The sequence below is a fragment of the Pseudomonas sp. GW821-FHT09D08 genome (genome assembly GCF_059416305.1).
This window is the reverse complement of sequence record NZ_JBWKOX010000026.1, coordinates 54,620-70,192: the sequence shown is the minus strand read 5'-3', so window position 1 is coordinate 70,192 and position 15,573 is coordinate 54,620. Positions and strand designations below refer to the sequence as shown.

The following is a 15,573-nucleotide window of genomic DNA, read 5'->3' as shown; positions in this document are numbered from 1 at the left end:
GCAGTGAAACGATGCATCGCCGATGGTAGTGTGGGGTTTCCCCATGTGAGAGTAGGTCATCGTCAAGATTAAATTCCAGAACCCCTGTCTGCTCATGCAGACAGGGGTTTTGTCGTTTAGAGGGTTTATGAACTCTGTAAGCGAGCAGCAACTGCGCCTACCCAACTCCCAAATCATGTTCATGGCACTGACCTGCTTTAAGAGCACGACACAGGTAGTAGGAAAGAATTTTTTACTTTTAAATCTTGTACGACAACCTTTGGTCGGTTTCCTACGTAAAAGGGCGATTCATCCCACAATTTTCTAAGCTTTCCTCCAGCTTGGCCGAAAGCCTGATGAGCCATGCGTGCACCGAAATAGAGCGGCTCGAGACGCCGCCTATACCGTTACATGGAATGTTCCTCTCGGCACGCTCACCCCCATTTGGCAAAAAGAAGTCGATGAAATGAATCTCAAATTCAGTCATAAAATTCTGTTGGCCGCGTCAGGCGTTGTGGTTCTGGCCTTCGCGTTATTCACGCTTTACAACGATTACCTGCAGCGCAGCACCATCAAACAGAATCTGGAGTCGTCTATCCAGCAGTCCGGTGAGCTCACCGCGAGTAGTGTGCAGAACTGGCTTAGCGGTCGAATACTGGTGCTCGAAAGTCTGACGCAAAACGTTGCCCATCAGGGTAGTGCTGCTGATCTTCCAGGGTTGGTCGATCAACCGGCGTTCACCTCGAACTTCCAGTTCACCTACGTTGGCCAAACCAACGGTGTGTTCACCCAGCGCCCGGACGCAAAAATGCCTGACGGCTACGATCCTCGTCAGCGTCCCTGGTACAAGCAAGCCGTGGCTGCCGATAAACCAATGCTCACGCCGCCCTATATGGCCGCCGTAGGTGGGCAGATCGTAACTATTGCTATGCCGGTGAAAAAGAACGGCGAGTTGCTCGGCGTGGTCGGCGGAGACCTGAGCCTGCAAACCCTGGTGAAAATCATCAATTCTGTGGACTTCGGCGGCATCGGCCATGCGTTCCTGGTCAGCGGCGACGGCCAAGTCATCGTAAGTCCTGACGAAGACCAGGTGATGAAAAACCTCAAGGACATCTACCCAGGCACTAACGTCCGTATTGAAAAAGTTAATCAGGACGTAGTTCTCAAGGGCCAGGATCGCATCCTGTCGTTCACACCTATCAGTGGCTTGCCCGGTGCAGATTGGTATATCGGCCTGTCGATTGATAAAGACAAAGCCTACGCACCGTTGGGCAAATTCCGTACGTCTGCATTGATCGCCATGCTGATCGCCGTAGTCGCGATTGCCGTGCTCTTGAGTCTGTTGATTCAAGTGTTACTGCGGCCCCTGACCACCATGGGCATTGCCATGCAGGACATTGCCCAAGGTGAGGGCGACCTGACCCGCCGCTTGACGGTCACCAGTAAAGACGAGTTCGGTGAGGTGGGTAGCGCGTTCAACCGGTTCGTGGAGCGTATCCACGCCTCGATTTCCGAAGTGTCTTCTGCAACACGTCAGGTGCATGACCTGTCTCAGCGTGTGATGGCATCATCCAACGCCTCGATCGTCGGCTCTGATGAGCAAAGCGCACGCACCAACAGCGTGGCCGCCGCAATCAACGAACTGGGGGCTGCCACCCAGGAAATTGCGCGTAACGCCGCCGATGCTTCACAGCACGCCAGCGGTGCCAGCGAGCAGGCCGATGATGGGCGTAAAGTGGTCGAGCAAACCATCCTGGCAATGTCGGAGCTGTCGCAGAAAATCAGCCTGTCCTGCACTCAGATCGAAACCCTGAACGCCAGCACCGACAATATCGGCCACATCCTTGATGTGATCAAAGGCATCTCCCAGCAAACCAACTTGCTGGCACTGAACGCTGCGATTGAAGCAGCACGTGCCGGGGAAGCCGGACGTGGGTTTGCCGTGGTCGCCGACGAGGTGCGTAACCTGGCTCACCGTACCCAGGAGTCGGCTGAGGAGATTCATAAAATGATCACTTCGCTGCAAGTGGGGTCGCGTGAAGCAGTGACCACCATGAATGCCAGCCAGACCTCCAGCGAGGAAAGTGTCCAGGTGGCCAACCAGGCCGGTGAGCGCCTGGTCAGCGTAACGCAGCGAATTGTCGAGATCGACGGCATGAACCAGTCCGTCGCTGCGGCCACCGAGGAACAAACTGCTGTGGTGGAAACCCTCAACGTCGATATCAACCAGATCAACCTGCTGAACCAGCAGGGTGTGACCAACCTCAACGAAACCCTGAAAGACTGCGATGCGTTGTCGCAACAGGCCAATCGGTTGAAGCAACTGGTCGATAGCTTCAAGATCTGAGCCGCTGAGTGTACGAGTAGGAGCGAGCCGTTTCGCTCCTACTGCTTACCCAGCAAACGGCGAACATTGTCCAGCGCGCTGTCTGCGAAGCCTTGTACAAACTGTTCAAATCCTTCCTGCGCCGTCTCCAGGGGGTCGGCAATGATGGTCCAGGTTACCTTGGAGCAGTGTGCTCCAAGCGCTTCCACTTTGATTGCGGCCCACAACCTAGCCACGCCCAGGGTGTTGTAGATCGTGGTCCAGGTCATGTGCATCGCTTGCTCATCCCGGCTATTGAGCTGTTCTACGACGCGGTTGCCATCGCGGAAAAATTTCGTGCGTAAAGCGCCCACTCCGGTGCCGATCATTTCGATATGCGTCAAGGAAGGGATGAACGCATCGAAGCCTGCAAACTGCCCCACCATGTTCCATAGACGATTGGCATGGCAGTCGATCACCACAGAGGACACTATCGGCTGGCCGTTCGGGTTATGAATTAACGTATCGGGTTGCAGCGGTTTCATGAAGTTGTCCTGAAGCGATTCAAAGAAAGCCGATGGCCTTGAGGTAGTTGCAGCCTTTACTCAGCAGTGCCGGGTCTTTTTCGGGGTATTGCTCACCCATCTGCTGAACGCCGCGTTGCGCGTTGTCATGGAGGATCATCAATGTGTCACCGATGTCTTCATCCAGTCGATCAAGGTAAAACCCGAGGACACCAAACATCGCATTGTCCAGGCTTACCGTTCGCAACGCCTGCTGCCAATGCGCCGTACTGACCCGCTCGAACCGGTGGCCCGCCCGGTTGAATGCATCCAGGTAGTGCTCCCAGCTCAGTGGTTGTGGGTTATGCAGGTTGAATACGCTTCTATCGGCTTGAAAGCGATTGCAGTGGAACGCAATGAAGCGAGCCAGAAAGTCCACGGGCATCAGGTCGAAATTCAGGTCCAACCTCGGCAGCATGCCCAACTGCAGCGATCCCTTGAGCATCAACATCAGGCGATTCTTCTGTGGCTGGCAGATACCGTTATGGCTGTTGAAGCTGATATTTCCAGGACGATGGATGTTCACCCAGGCTCCTTGCTCCACTGCACGTCCCAGGACCCGCTCGGCGACCCACTTGGACAGGTTGTAGCCATTCCGGATATACAGCGGCAGGGTGGCTGCCGCCGGAGCTTCGAGCACATGCCCCGTCGTGCTGATGCTGCTGGCGGCCGACAATGTCGAGACAAAGTTGAAGACTTTCTTGCAGCGGGTTTCGCACAGGCGCAGGCATTCGAATATGGGGTCGACGTTGTCCCTGGCCAGTGAGGCGTAGTCCAGCACGTGGTTGACCCGTGCTGCGTTGTGCACCAGCGCGCCAAAGTCTGCGGCGAGTGCGTCATACGCGTCACAGGCCAAACCCAACCGCGGAAGGCTGACATCGGCGGCGAATACTCGCACCCTGCTCAAGTCCAGATGTTCCAGTTGGTAGTCACGCAACGCCTGGGTAAAACGAGCCATCGCAGGACTCCCCGGCAAGTCACGCACCAGGCACGCCACCTCGGTGGCCCCGGCGTTCAACAACGCCTCGACAATATGGACGCCGACGAAGCTGTTGGCCCCCGTCACGATCACCTTGTGCGGATTGCCTGCGCTGTCCCCTTGTAACGGATTGATTTCCCACTCCCGTTGAGCGTCCATGGCCGCTTGGGCAGAGGATGCGTCTGGCCGTTCACCCTCCTCCATCAGCGTTGCGAGCGTACGAATAGTCGGTACTTCAATGAAATGGCTTAACGCGAAACTACGGCCAAATTGCTCGCGAACGCGCAACAACAGCGTCGACAGCAAAATCGAATGGCCGCCCAGTGCAAAGAAGCTTTCATCGATGGGCAACTGGCTGGTGGGCAAGCCCAGCAGCTCACCCCAAAGGTCGCTCAATCGCACTTGAAGCGGCGTATGTGCGGCGCGGGGAGTGGCCTGCAAAATGGGGAGGAAGGGTCGCAACAGCAGCCCCTTGCGGTCGACCTTGCCGTTGTCGCTGTGCGGCATGGCTGGCAGTTCCACCCAGAAACCAGGTTGCATGTAGTCCGGTAGCCACTGGCGTGCATGCTGCTGCAAGGCCACCAGGGTAGCGTTGGGTTCAGGCTGGGCAACAAAGGCGCAGATCCTGCTTTCATGGTCGATCACCACGGCCAGCTCGCGATACAACCTGCTGCTGCGCAGGCATTGTTCAATCTCCCGGGGGTCGACCCGAAAGCCGCGGATCTTTACCTGATCGTCGCGACGCCCACCCAGCACAATCCCTTCGGCGGTCCACTGCGCGAAGTCGCCGCTGCGGTAGGCCCGCAGCCTTTGGCCGCCCGGCACCAGCAGTTCGACGAACGGGCTGTCAGCCTGCGGCGGCGCATTCACATATCCCAGGCTTACTCCGGGCCCGACGATGTATAGCTCGCCCATCACCTGCTCATCCACCGGTTGCAGATCGTCATCGAGGATCAGCACCTGGCTATTGGCGATGGGGTGGCCGACATTGCGATTATTGTCGTCGGGGGCGAACGTCCGGTGCGTAATCAATACTGTGGTTTCGGTGGGGCCATAGAGGTTGTGCAACTGACACTGTCCTGCCAGCCGCTCGATTACATGGGGTTCGCAGGCATCGCCACCGGTGAGCAGATGCGTCACGCCCAGGGGGGAATCCGGCGGCAGGATATTGAGCAGCGCAGGCGGCAGGAAGGCATGAGTGACGCGCTGTCGGCGGAGCAGTTCCACCAGTTGCCCAGGGTCGCGTCGCTGTTCCTCACTGGGCACGATCAACTCGGCGCCGGCAATCAGGGCGGGGAAGATTTCGATCAATGACGAGTCGAAACCCAAGGGCGAAAACTGCAGGACGCGGCTCCGTTCATCCTGCGTCATGCAGGACCCGAACCAGGTCGTGAAATGCGCCAGGTTAGCTTGGCTGAGCAGCACACCCTTGGGCTGGCCCGTACTGCCCGATGTATAGAGCACCATGCACGGCATATCCGAACAGGGGCGATCGTGCATCAGCGAGGATGCGGAATTGGCGTTGTGCGCCTCGACTGTGCTGACATCCAGTGAAATGAAACGCTCCCGCAATGGATGTTGGCCGGCGTCCAGCAATACGCGGGCCCCGGCGTTTTCGAGCATGGCCCGATGGCGTTTTGTGGGTTGATCAGGTCCCAGTGGCAGGTACACCGCGCCACTGCCCAGTACGGCAAGAATGCTGGCATACAATTCCACGGATTTTTCCAGGCATACAGCGATCACCGGTGGCGCCTCAAGCGTCTCCAGCAGCGGGCGCAATCGCAGCTGAATCGCCATGGCCTGTAGGTGCAGTTGGCGGTAGGTCACGGTGTGCCCCGCAATGTTCAGCGCCGGCCGGTCGGCGAACAGGTGAAGGCTGGCCTGCACCCGTTCGATCACCGGTACCTGGGCTTCCTGGATCAAGGCAGGGTTTGCCGTACGATTGAATCGATGCATAAATGCCAACGGCTCAAGCTCGTGCAGGCCGTGCTCGGGCCAGTCAGTGGCAATCGCGCGTGTAGAGAGAGACTCGGTTTCACGTGAGAAGCCACTGACCAGCAGTGCGACCCAATCCACCAGCGCGGTTGTTGCCTGCCGACGCAATCGCTGGCCGTTGCCACTGGGTTCCTCGGCGATGTCCAGCACGGCGAATAAGCGTCGGCCATGGCCATAGGCGCGCACTTGCAGCGCAGGCAACCCACCGTCGCTCAACGGGCCTATCCCCAGGCGCAGACTTATACAGGTGGTTTCGCCCACGTCATCCGGCAACGGCAGGCTGCCGTCTTCAATCCACAGGTCGGTGGCCTCATCCCCTGAAACATGGCCGTACTGTTCCAGCATTGGCCTGATTTCGCCCAGTGCCTTGCTTGTGCCGCACCAGCCGATGGTCAGGCACCTCATGGCGACACCGACAGGTAGTCGTTCAGCACTTGTCCCACGCTCGGCGTTTGCAGCAAGCCGCTGTGTTGCAGGAAGCCCATGATATTGGCCATCAACGGGTGCTGGCGGGTGATGGGGAACGCCAGCGCTGATATTTCATCGCGCAGCACACCGCGCAGGCGCTCGCTGATGTCCAGGTGTTCGATCAGGCGCAGGTCGAAGTTTTTCTGCAGGTCGTTGGTCAGGTAATGTGCCAGGAATGTCGGCAGTACGTGAGCGATGCTGTCACGGTCCTCCGGGCTCGCGGCTTGCCAGTAGATGCGCACCAGCCGCGTCCAGAACTGCGCGTGGCGACCTTCGTCAAACAGGTGGTCGTCCATCAAGCCTCTTATGGAGGCCTTGACACTGCGGTCTTTGGAAAACGCTGCGACATCGTGGGTCACGGTGTTTTCGGCGATGGCTACGCCAATCAGTTCCACAGCATCGCTCAGGTGTTCCGGAGCCTGCGCCTGCGCCGCCGGCAGCGCGCGACTCAGTTCGATATGCCCGGGCAGGTCAATCGGTTGTATACCCGTCATTGCGACAGTCTGTTGCATGAAATCCAGGGCCACCAAGGCGTGGTAGTCCTCGTCCACCACAACCGTCATCGCATCAACGCGACAGGCAAGCGGGAAGGGCAGCGAGAAGCGATTCTTGGCAATGCTGCGCGCGGTCTTGTCGACGATTTCGGTTTCGAAAATCACCACATCGTGGATGAACTTATAGAAGCTTTGCACCAGCACGAAGTCGCGCCATTGCGAGCAATGTTCCATGAAGGTCGCGTTGAGTACCAAGGGCTGACGGCACAGTGGGTAGATTAGCTTGTTGTCGTTTTCCAACAGGCGACGAGGGCGGGTTCGGATGGTTGCTCGGCGTTCCCAGTCGTCGGCGATGGTGGTGTAGCCGGCGGTATTCATGGGTACACCTCGTGCAGCGCGGTGCGCACCTCGTCCCAGAACGTGATACGGCTTTCTACGGCGGCAAGGGCTGCGTTGTGGGCCTGTTGCGGATAAGCCGGGTCTGCACTCACCAGGCGTTCGAGCAGCTCTTCAGCTGCTGGCCCGTGATGCTCAGTGTCCAACTCGATGTGGCGCCTGAAGTAGCCACACAAGGCCGGTGCCTGGCGATGGATGAGCGTATCGGGCTGCAGGAGGTGTTCGAACATACTTGGGATGACACGCTCACGCCCATGAAGGAATGCGGCGGCTACGCAATGGGTAGGGGCTTGCAGCGCAATGTGCAGCGTGTCGCTGACGAAGCGCGCGGCCCCAGCAGGAACATCGGCCATGCGCAGGGCTGTGCTTGCTTCCACCTCCTGGTGCAGCAGTGCAATGAAACGGTGTATCGCCGAGGTGCTGGCGCCGACTTCGACCATGGCTTCCAGGTACCACTCGAAGTGGCTGCAATGGCCTTGCCTGGGGTGTGAGTCTGATTCTTCGCCCAGCACAATCTCATTGATCAGGCGTGCAGCTTGCGGGTCGGTCGGTGGCAGCCAGGGTAGCCGAGTGCAGGTCAGGTCCTGCTGCAGGCGTTTGGTGAGCGTCATGAAGTCCCAGACAGCGAATACATGGTTTTCCATGAACAGCCGTAACTTTTCCAGCGAAGTTATTTCCAGAAATAACGGATGGCTGCACAACAGCCGTTTTCTTTGTTCCAGTAAAGGTGGGTACATAGTTGATGCCTATAAATTATTGCGTCGCCGCTAAAACAACGTTGGGCTTTTGTATGCCGCAAAAAGATAAGAAAGATGTAAACCAGGCTTTGCGCGCACGCGCGCTCACGCAAGTGGGACTGCACGGTCGAATTAAGTGGCTGGTTTAGTGATGAAAGATAATAAGCGGGTTAAACAAGTTGGCCAGTATATGAATGCATTAGATGTTTTTCTAAATAATATAAGCTGTCGGTAACTTACTTTATAAGAGTGGGAAGTTTCTTCTGCGCGGGGCGCTACTTGGCCAGGTAGGGAACCCCGCAGTGCTCGACGGGCAAGCCGAGCGACCTTACGCCATGTTAGAGCGTCTTCTTTGCGGCGGCGTCGAGGTTATCGAGATAGGTTGTGATCACGTCCATCCCGCGCATCAGGTGATTACGCAGCGTCAGGATGCTTTCCTCGACCTTCTTTTGTGTCACCAGGTTCAGCAGTTCACGGTGGTCTTCCTGGGAAGTCTCGCCCAGCCCCATCGCCTCGAGGTTGAAACGCAGGAAGCGCTCCTCCTCATTCAGCCCGTGCTCCACCAGCTTGAGCAGCCGCTGGTTGGGGGCCTTGCCATACAGGGTCATGTGGAACAGGCGATTGAGACGACCAATCTCGGTGTAGTCTTTTTCCTGTTCCAGGGCACAGATGAGCGTGTCTGCCTCGGTGATATCGGCTTCGGTCAGCAAGGGAATCGACAAACGCAGTGCTTCAGACTCCAGCAACATTCGCAGCTCATAGGTCTCAGCCGAATTGTCTTCGATCAACGGTGCAACCACGGCGCCCTTGTGGGTGACCACATGCAGCAGTGATTGCGCCTCCAACTGGCGCAAGGCTTCACGCACCGGCATGCGGCTGACCCCGAACAGGCTGGCCAGCTCCTGCTGGCGCATGGCGGTACCGCAGGGCAAGCGGCCATCAAGGATGGCATTGCGCAAGGTTTCTTCAATCACGGAGCGAGCAAGATGGGCAGGAATAGGGCCGGTGATCTTGATGCTGTTCAACGGGTTCGGCTTCTGCGTCACGGTTACGCTATCCTCCTTATTAAAATAGGGTGGCTAATTGGATCCAATGCACACTAGAGGCTGCCCATAGGCTTGTCAAACGGGCACGGTTTCGGCTTGTAAGCGTTTCAACGTGCGACTCCGGCGGCCCACGCGCGGGTTTTGCCAGGTCTGACACGCCGCTGACGTATTGCGACATTACCGCATATATATATTCCCTAACGGTATTTAAATTACCGTTCTTATGCCTATAAAGTCACTCTCCTGTCTGACCGGGAGTGAACTCATGTCCGCCACCTCTACTGTTCCAACAGCGACCCTTGCCACTCAAACGTTCGAGATTCGACCACTGCCCGGCAGCGTCGGTGCCGAGATTGTCGGCCTGGATTTGTCCCGGCCAGTCAACGACCAGGATTTCGCCCGCATTCATCGCGCGCACCTGGATCACCACGTCGTGGTGTTCCGCGACCAACGCATCACCCCCGAACAACAGATCGCTTTCAGCCGCCGCTTTGGCGTCCTGCAGATCCACGTGCTCAAGCAGTTCCTGCTGGCCAACCACCCGGAAATCCTGATCGTCTCCAACATCATCGAAAACGGCCAATCCATCGGCCTGGGTGACGCAGGCAAATTCTGGCACTCGGACCTGTCTTATAAAGAGCTGCCGAGCCTGGGCTCGATGCTCCACGCCCAGGAGCTGCCGTCCGAAGGCGGCGATACCCTGTTTGCCGACATGCACAAAGCCTGGGACCAACTGCCCGAGCACCTGCGCAAAGCCGTGGAAGGCCGCAGTGCCGCGCACTCTTATACCGCGCGCTACAGCGAAACCAAATTCGAAGGCAACTGGCGCCCGACGTTGACGCCCGAGCAGCTTGCCCAAGTCGCGGAAGTGGTTCACCCCATCGTGCGCACCCACCCGGAAAACGGCCGCAAGGCACTGTTCGTCAGCGAAGGCTTCACCACCCGCATCGTCGGCCTGCCGGAAGACGAAAGCCGCGACCTGCTGGCCCAGCTCTACGCCCACAGTGTGCTGCCGCACAACATCTACCGCCACCAATGGCAGCCCCACGACCTGGTGTTCTGGGACAACCGCTCGCTGATCCACCTGGCCGCCGGTTGCCCGAGCCATCTGCGCCGCAAGCTGTTTCGCACCACCATCCAGGGCGACGCGCCTTTCTGATTCGGAGCATGACCATGTCCAGGAAAACCCCATTTGCACGGCTGGCCACGACCGTCGGCCTCGGTATCAGCCTGTTGGCCGGCAGCCTGCTGGCTCCGGTGGCTGCGCAGGCCGAAGGCGAGATCCGCATCGCCGAACAGTTCGGTATCGTCTACCTGCTGCTTAACGTAGTGCGCGACCAGAACCTGATCGAAAAATACGGCAAGCAGGAAGGTCTCGACATCAAGGTCGATTGGACCCAGCTGTCCGGCGGCGCAGCGGTCAACGACGCACTGCTCTCCGGCTCGATCGATATCGCCGGTGCCGGCGTCGGCCCGCTGTTGACCATCTGGGACCGCACCCATGGCAAGCAGAACGTCAAGGCCGTGGCCTCCCTGGGCAACTTCCCCTACTACCTGGTCAGTAACAATCCCAAGGTCAAGACCATTGCCGATTTCACCGACAAGGACCGTATCGCCGTGCCCGCGGTGGGCGTGTCGGTGCAGTCGCGCTTCCTGCAATACGCCGCCGCCAAGCAATGGGGCGACAAGGAATTCAATCGCCTCGACAAGTACACCGTCGCCGTCCCGCACCCGGATGCCACGGCTGCCCTGATCGCCGGCGGCACCGAACTGACCGGGCACTTTTCCAACCCGCCGTTCCAGGACCAGGCCCTGGCCAACCCTAACGTGCATGTGGTGCTGAACACCTACGACCTGCTGGGTCCGAACTCGCCAACGGTGCTGTTCGCCACCGAAAAATTCCGTAACGACAACCCGAAAACCTACAAGGCATTTGTCGAGGCGTTGACCGAAGCCGCGCAATTCGCCCAGAACGATAAAGGCGCTGCGGCCGACACTTACATCCGCGTCACCAAGGCCAAGATCGACCGCGCTGAGTTGCTGAAAATCATCGACAACCCACAATTCGAATTCAGCGTCACGCCAAAAAACACCTACCCGCTGGCGGAATTCCTCTACCGCGTCGGCGCCATCAAGAACAAGCCTGAATCGTGGAAGGACTACTTCTTCCAGGACGCCAAGCCCCTGCAAGGAAGTTGAGATGAACGCGCCCTTGCAAGGCCACGCGGCCAGCAACCTGCACACCGCCGCGCCGTTGTTGGCGGTGGATAACGTCAGCCTGGAATACCGCACCCCCGAGCGCGTGGTGCGCGCCACTCACCAGGTCAGTTTCGAGATCGACCCGGCGGATCGCTACGTGTTGCTCGGCCCATCGGGTTGCGGCAAATCCACACTGCTCAAGTCCATTGCCGGGTTTATCAAACCCTGCGAAGGCGAGATCCGCCTGCTGGGGCAAAAGGTCGAACAGCCGGGCCCGGACCGCATCGTGGTGTTCCAGGAGTTCGACCAGCTGCCGCCGTGGAAAACCGTCAAGCAGAACGTGATGTTTCCGCTGCTGGCGTCGAAGACTTTACCGCGTCGCGAAGCCGAAGAACGGGCGCTGCACTACCTCGACAAAGTCGGCCTCAGCGCCTTTGCCGACGCTTACCCGCACACCCTTTCCGGCGGTATGAAAGCCCGCGTGGCCATCGCCCGCGCCCTGGCCATGCAGCCGAAGATCCTGCTGATGGACGAACCCTTCGCCGCCCTCGACGCCCTGACCCGGCGCAAGATGCAGGAAGAATTGCTGCTGCTCTGGGAAGAAGTGCGCTTCACCCTGCTGTTCGTCACCCACTCCATCGAAGAAGCGCTGGTGGTGGGCAATCGCATCCTATTGCTGTCACCGCATCCGGGGCGCGTGCGTGCGGAAATCCACAGCCATCAATACGACCTGCACAGCCTCGGTGGCGTGGAGTTCCAGGCGTCGGCGCGGCGGATTCATCGCCTGTTGTTCGATGAAGCGCCCGAGGCCGAACGTGAGTTGGGTTTCGCCGACATCCGCATCGCTTACTAAGGGGACAACCCAATGCGCCAGGAATACGAAATCAACCTTGAGCCGCTGCTCAGCGTCCCCGTGGAACGCGAACTGCCCCTGCGCCAACGCCTGTGGCAGCAAGGCTGGCTACGCAAGGGCCTGATCCTGATCGTGCTCGCGATCCTTTGGGAAGCCGTCGCGCGTTACCAGAACAACGACCTGCTGCTGCCCAGCTTCCTGCAGACCTTTCACGCGCTCTATGACGGCCTGCTCAGTGGCGAACTGCTGGGCAAGGTGAGCATCTCGCTGGTGGTGCTGATCAAGGGCTACCTGATCGGCATCGTGCTGGCGTTTGCCCTGACCACCCTCGCGGTGTCGACGCAACTGGGCCGTGACCTACTGAGCACCCTGACCTCGATGTTCAACCCACTGCCGGCCATTGCGTTATTGCCGCTGGCGCTGCTGTGGTTCGGCCTGGGCCAGAACAGCCTGATTTTTGTGCTGGTGCATTCGGTGTTGTGGGCGCTGGCGCTCAACACCTATTCCGGGTTTCTCGGCGTGTCCGAAACCCTGCGCATGGCCGGTCGTAACTATGGCCTCAAGGGCATGCGTTTCGTGCTGTTCATCCTGATCCCGGCGGCACTGCCGTCGATCCTCGCCGGGCTGAAAATCGGCTGGGCCTTCGCCTGGCGCACCCTGATCGCCGCCGAGCTGGTATTCGGTGCGACCAGCGGCAAGGGCGGCCTGGGCTGGTACATCTTCCAGAACCGCAACGAGCTGTACACCGACAAGGTATTCGCCGGCCTGGCGGTGGTGATCCTGATCGGCCTGCTGGTGGAAAACCTGGTGTTCGACACCTTCGAGCGGCTAACCGTGAAACGGTGGGGCATGCAGCGCTGATACCCCCAGCCTGCTACGATTGCGGCCAGCTCACTCCCGACTGACCACGAGTGCTTGGCATGCAACTACCCGACATGAACCTGTTGGTCGCCCTCGACGCCCTGCTCGATGAGGGCAGCGTGGTGGGCGCCGCGCGGCGGATGAACCTCAGTCCGGCGGCCATGAGCCGTACCCTCACACGTATTCGCGAAGCGGTAGGCGACCCGATCCTGGTGCGCGCCGGTCGCGGCCTGGTGCCGACGCCCAAGGCCTTGCAGTTGCAAGGCCAGGTGCGCAACGTGGTGGAGCAGGCGGCGTTGCTGTTTCGCTCGGCGGATCAGGTTGATTTGAGCACCTTGCGCCGTCGCTTCAGTGTGCGCGCCAATGACTTTTTCATCGGCGTGTATGGCGGTCGGCTGTTCGACACCATGGAGCGCATGGCGCCACTGTGCGAGCTGTGTTTCGTGCCTGAAGGCGACACCGATGATGAAGCCCTGCGCGAAGGGCGGCTGGACCTGCGCGTGAGCAACACCATGCCGGTCACTCCGGAAGTGAAGGTACAGAACCTGTTTTCCACCACCTTCGTGGGCCTCGCGCGGGAGGACCATCCGTTGTTTGACGACGAGATCACCGCCGCGCGCTTCGCCAGCTATTCCCATATCAGTATCTCGCGGCGTGGCATCGCCCGTGGGCCGATCGACACCGCGTTGAATGCCCAGGGCCTGGAGCGGCGGGTGGCGATGATCGCCCCGGGTTTTCACGGTGCGATGTTCATGTTGCCCGATTCCGACCTGATTCTGCCGGTGCCCAAGGAAGCCCTGTTGAGCGCCAACCGCTTGAAGCTGCCACTGCGCGCGTTTGCGTTGCCGATCTCGCTGCCGACGTTGGTATTGGCCCAATCCTGGCACCCGCGCTTCGACAAAGACCCGGCTCATAAGTGGCTGCGCGAGACGATGCGTGAGAGCTGCCACGCCACCTGGCTGGAAGCCCAACCCACCTGATCTACAAGCCATGCACGGTCAAAATGTGGGAGAGAGCAAGCCCCCTCCACATGGGATTTTTAACGGATTCAGGATTGTGTTTCGTGCAGTTATAAGCTGCCAATAAGTAACTTTTTGTCATGCATGTGCCTGATTAAACTGCTCGGGTATTTCTAATCCCGAGCTGCCTGTTCATGACTTCCCTCGCTGCCCCCACCCTTGCGGCCGCAGCCAAACCCACCGCCATCACCCCGCCTGTATTTGGCCCGCGCATCATCATCGGCCTGCTCGGCGTGTTGCTGGCGGTGCTGGTGTCCGGCCTCAACGAGATGGTCACCAAGGTGGCCCTCGCGGATATTCGCGGCGCGCTGTACATCGGCTTTGACGAAGGCACCTGGCTGGTGGCCGCGTACACGGCCACTTCCGTGTCGGCCATGGCCTTTGCGCCCTGGTGTTCGGTGACGTTTTCCCTGCGGCGTTTCACCCTGTGCGCCATTGGCCTGTTCACCGTGCTCGGGATCCTGTGCCCGTTTGCGCCGAACTACCAAAGCCTGCTGCTGCTGCGTACCGTCCAGGGCCTGGCGGGCGGTGCCTTGCCGCCGATGCTGATGACCGTGGCGCTGCGCTTCCTGCCGGCCAACGTCAAGCTGTATGGCCTGGCCGGCTATGCACTCACCGCCACCTTCGGGCCGAGCCTCGGCACGCCGTTGGCGGCGCTGTGGACCGAATACGTCGGCTGGCAGTGGGCGTTCTGGCAGATCGTCGGGCCATGCCTGCTGGCCATGGCCGCCGTGGCCTACGGTTTGCCGCAAGACCCACTGCGCCTGGAGCGCTTCAAGCAATTCAATTGGCGCGGTCTTCTGCTGGGGTTTCCGGCGATCTGCATGCTGGTGATCGGCATCCTGCAGGGCAATCGCCTGGACTGGTTCGAGTCGGGCCTGATCACCTTTCTGTTGAGTGGCGGCGCAGTGCTGTTGGTGCTGTTCATGTTCAATGAATGGTCGCACCCGATGCCGTTCTTCAAGTTGCAGATGCTCGGCCTGCGCAACCTGGCGTTTGCCCTGATCGTGCTGGCAGGCGTGCTGATGGTGCTGACCTCGGTGATCATCATCCCCTCGAGTTTCCTCGCTCAGGTCCAGGGTTATCGCCCATTGCAAACCGCGCCGGTGATGCTGCTGATGGCGCTGCCGCAATTGATCGCGCTGCCGCTGGTGGCGGCGTTGTGCAACCTGCGCTGGGTCGATTGCCGCTGGGTCCTGGGGATCGGGCTGGGGATGTTGGTGCTGTGCTGCGTGGGCAGCGCGCACCTGACCTCGGCATGGATTCGCGACGATTTCTACGGCCTGTACCTGCTGCAAATCTTCGGGCAGCCCATGGCGGTGTTGCCGCTGCTGATGCTCTCCACCGGCAGCATTCAACCGGCGGATGGGCCGTTCGCCTCGGCCTGGTTCAACACCGTCAAAGGCCTGGCTGCCGTGATTGCCACCGGCGTGCTGGATGCGCTGACCACCCAGCGCCTGCACTTTCACTCGACCATGCTGGTGGACCGCCTGGGTAACTCGCCCCTGGCCGACGGCGATGCGCCGGGCCTGGCCCACCGCCTGCACGAGCAGGCCGTGGTGCTGACTTCTTCGGACCTCTATTACGTCATGGCCGCTGTCGCGGTGGCGTTGATCCTGCTGATTTTCTGGATGCCCACGCGGATTTTTCCGCCTCGCGCACCGACCTAGCCACAAGGA

General features: G+C 59.5%; 12 protein-coding genes. 7 read left to right on the top strand and 5 right to left on the bottom strand.

All coding sequences use genetic code 11. From position 1 onward, the window contains the following. The first annotated feature begins 445 nt into the window (after nucleotides 1-445). Nucleotides 446-2,326 carry a methyl-accepting chemotaxis protein gene (locus tag AC07OP_RS28620; RefSeq protein ID WP_495102972.1) on the top strand — a complete coding sequence of 627 codons (1,881 nt, stop codon included), beginning with the start codon at nucleotides 446-448 and terminating at the stop codon, nucleotides 2,324-2,326. Between the two features lie 38 nt (nucleotides 2,327-2,364). Here the strand turns inward: AC07OP_RS28620 and AC07OP_RS28615 are convergent, their stop codons facing one another. The 5 genes from AC07OP_RS28615 to AC07OP_RS28595 form a co-directional block, all read right to left on the bottom strand. Then, nucleotides 2,365-2,829 (bottom strand): SRPBCC family protein, encoded by a 465-nt coding sequence (locus AC07OP_RS28615; RefSeq protein ID WP_065940988.1) that lies wholly within the window; start codon nucleotides 2,827-2,829, stop codon nucleotides 2,365-2,367. Between the two features lie 19 nt (nucleotides 2,830-2,848). Next, complete coding sequence (locus AC07OP_RS28610; protein ID WP_495102973.1) at nucleotides 2,849-6,226, bottom strand: amino acid adenylation domain-containing protein; 3,378 nt, start codon at nucleotides 6,224-6,226, stop codon at nucleotides 2,849-2,851. Next, nucleotides 6,223-7,161: a diiron oxygenase gene (locus AC07OP_RS28605; protein WP_495102974.1), complete on the bottom strand. Its 939-nt coding sequence runs from the start codon at nucleotides 7,159-7,161 to the stop codon at nucleotides 6,223-6,225. The genes AC07OP_RS28610 and AC07OP_RS28605 overlap by 4 nt, the downstream gene beginning before the upstream one ends. Further along, complete coding sequence (locus tag AC07OP_RS28600; RefSeq protein ID WP_495102975.1) at nucleotides 7,158-7,916, bottom strand: DUF3050 domain-containing protein; 759 nt, start codon at nucleotides 7,914-7,916, stop codon at nucleotides 7,158-7,160. The genes AC07OP_RS28605 and AC07OP_RS28600 overlap by 4 nt, the downstream gene beginning before the upstream one ends. Nucleotides 7,917-8,254: 338 nt before the next feature. Then, on the bottom strand, nucleotides 8,255-8,962 hold the full coding sequence (locus AC07OP_RS28595; protein WP_065940992.1) for a GntR family transcriptional regulator: 708 nt from the start codon (nucleotides 8,960-8,962) through the stop codon (nucleotides 8,255-8,257). Between the two features lie 265 nt (nucleotides 8,963-9,227). On the opposite strand from AC07OP_RS28595, the gene AC07OP_RS28590 reads away from it, so the two are divergent. The 6 genes from AC07OP_RS28590 to AC07OP_RS28565 all read left to right on the top strand — a co-directional run bounded on the left by AC07OP_RS28590 (nucleotide 9,228) and on the right by AC07OP_RS28565 (nucleotide 15,564). Further along, nucleotides 9,228-10,121: a TauD/TfdA dioxygenase family protein gene (locus AC07OP_RS28590; RefSeq protein WP_065940993.1), complete on the top strand. Its 894-nt coding sequence runs from the start codon at nucleotides 9,228-9,230 to the stop codon at nucleotides 10,119-10,121. A 14-nt stretch (nucleotides 10,122-10,135) separates the two neighbouring features. Further along, the gene (locus AC07OP_RS28585) at nucleotides 10,136-11,161 is read left to right on the top strand and encodes an ABC transporter substrate-binding protein (protein ID WP_495102976.1); all 1,026 of its coding nucleotides are present in this window, start codon (nucleotides 10,136-10,138) and stop codon (nucleotides 11,159-11,161) included. Between the two features lies 1 nt (nucleotide 11,162). Further along, nucleotides 11,163-12,014: an ABC transporter ATP-binding protein gene (locus tag AC07OP_RS28580; protein WP_495102977.1), complete on the top strand. Its 852-nt coding sequence runs from the start codon at nucleotides 11,163-11,165 to the stop codon at nucleotides 12,012-12,014. A gap of 12 nt (nucleotides 12,015-12,026) precedes the next feature. After that, a complete protein-coding gene (locus AC07OP_RS28575; RefSeq protein WP_065940996.1) occupies nucleotides 12,027-12,875 on the top strand; it encodes an ABC transporter permease in 849 nt (282 codons plus the stop codon). 59 nt (nucleotides 12,876-12,934) lie between these two features. Next, nucleotides 12,935-13,855, top strand: coding sequence for a LysR family transcriptional regulator (locus AC07OP_RS28570; protein WP_027608061.1), 921 nt, complete (start codon nucleotides 12,935-12,937; stop codon nucleotides 13,853-13,855). A gap of 173 nt (nucleotides 13,856-14,028) precedes the next feature. Next, a complete protein-coding gene (locus AC07OP_RS28565; protein ID WP_495102978.1) occupies nucleotides 14,029-15,564 on the top strand; it encodes an MFS transporter in 1,536 nt (511 codons plus the stop codon). Nucleotides 15,565-15,573: the final 9 nt, after the last annotated feature.

Excerpts from the sequence above, each read along its gene's own strand:
- AC07OP_RS28620 (WP_495102972.1), top strand. The coding sequence starts at position 446 with ATGAATCTCAAATTCAGTCATAAAATTCTGTTGGCCGCGTCAGGCGTT.
- AC07OP_RS28615 (WP_065940988.1), bottom strand. The coding sequence starts at position 2,829 with ATGAAACCGCTGCAACCCGATACGTTAATTCATAACCCGAACGGCCAG.
- AC07OP_RS28610 (WP_495102973.1), bottom strand. The coding sequence starts at position 6,226 with ATGAGGTGCCTGACCATCGGCTGGTGCGGCACAAGCAAGGCACTGGGC.
- AC07OP_RS28605 (WP_495102974.1), bottom strand. The coding sequence starts at position 7,161 with ATGAATACCGCCGGCTACACCACCATCGCCGACGACTGGGAACGCCGA.
- AC07OP_RS28600 (WP_495102975.1), bottom strand. The coding sequence starts at position 7,916 with ATGTACCCACCTTTACTGGAACAAAGAAAACGGCTGTTGTGCAGCCAT.
- AC07OP_RS28590 (WP_065940993.1), top strand. The coding sequence starts at position 9,228 with ATGTCCGCCACCTCTACTGTTCCAACAGCGACCCTTGCCACTCAAACG.
- AC07OP_RS28585 (WP_495102976.1), top strand. The coding sequence starts at position 10,136 with ATGTCCAGGAAAACCCCATTTGCACGGCTGGCCACGACCGTCGGCCTC.
- AC07OP_RS28580 (WP_495102977.1), top strand. The coding sequence starts at position 11,163 with ATGAACGCGCCCTTGCAAGGCCACGCGGCCAGCAACCTGCACACCGCC.
- AC07OP_RS28575 (WP_065940996.1), top strand. The coding sequence starts at position 12,027 with ATGCGCCAGGAATACGAAATCAACCTTGAGCCGCTGCTCAGCGTCCCC.
- AC07OP_RS28570 (WP_027608061.1), top strand. The coding sequence starts at position 12,935 with ATGCAACTACCCGACATGAACCTGTTGGTCGCCCTCGACGCCCTGCTC.
- AC07OP_RS28565 (WP_495102978.1), top strand. The coding sequence starts at position 14,029 with ATGACTTCCCTCGCTGCCCCCACCCTTGCGGCCGCAGCCAAACCCACC.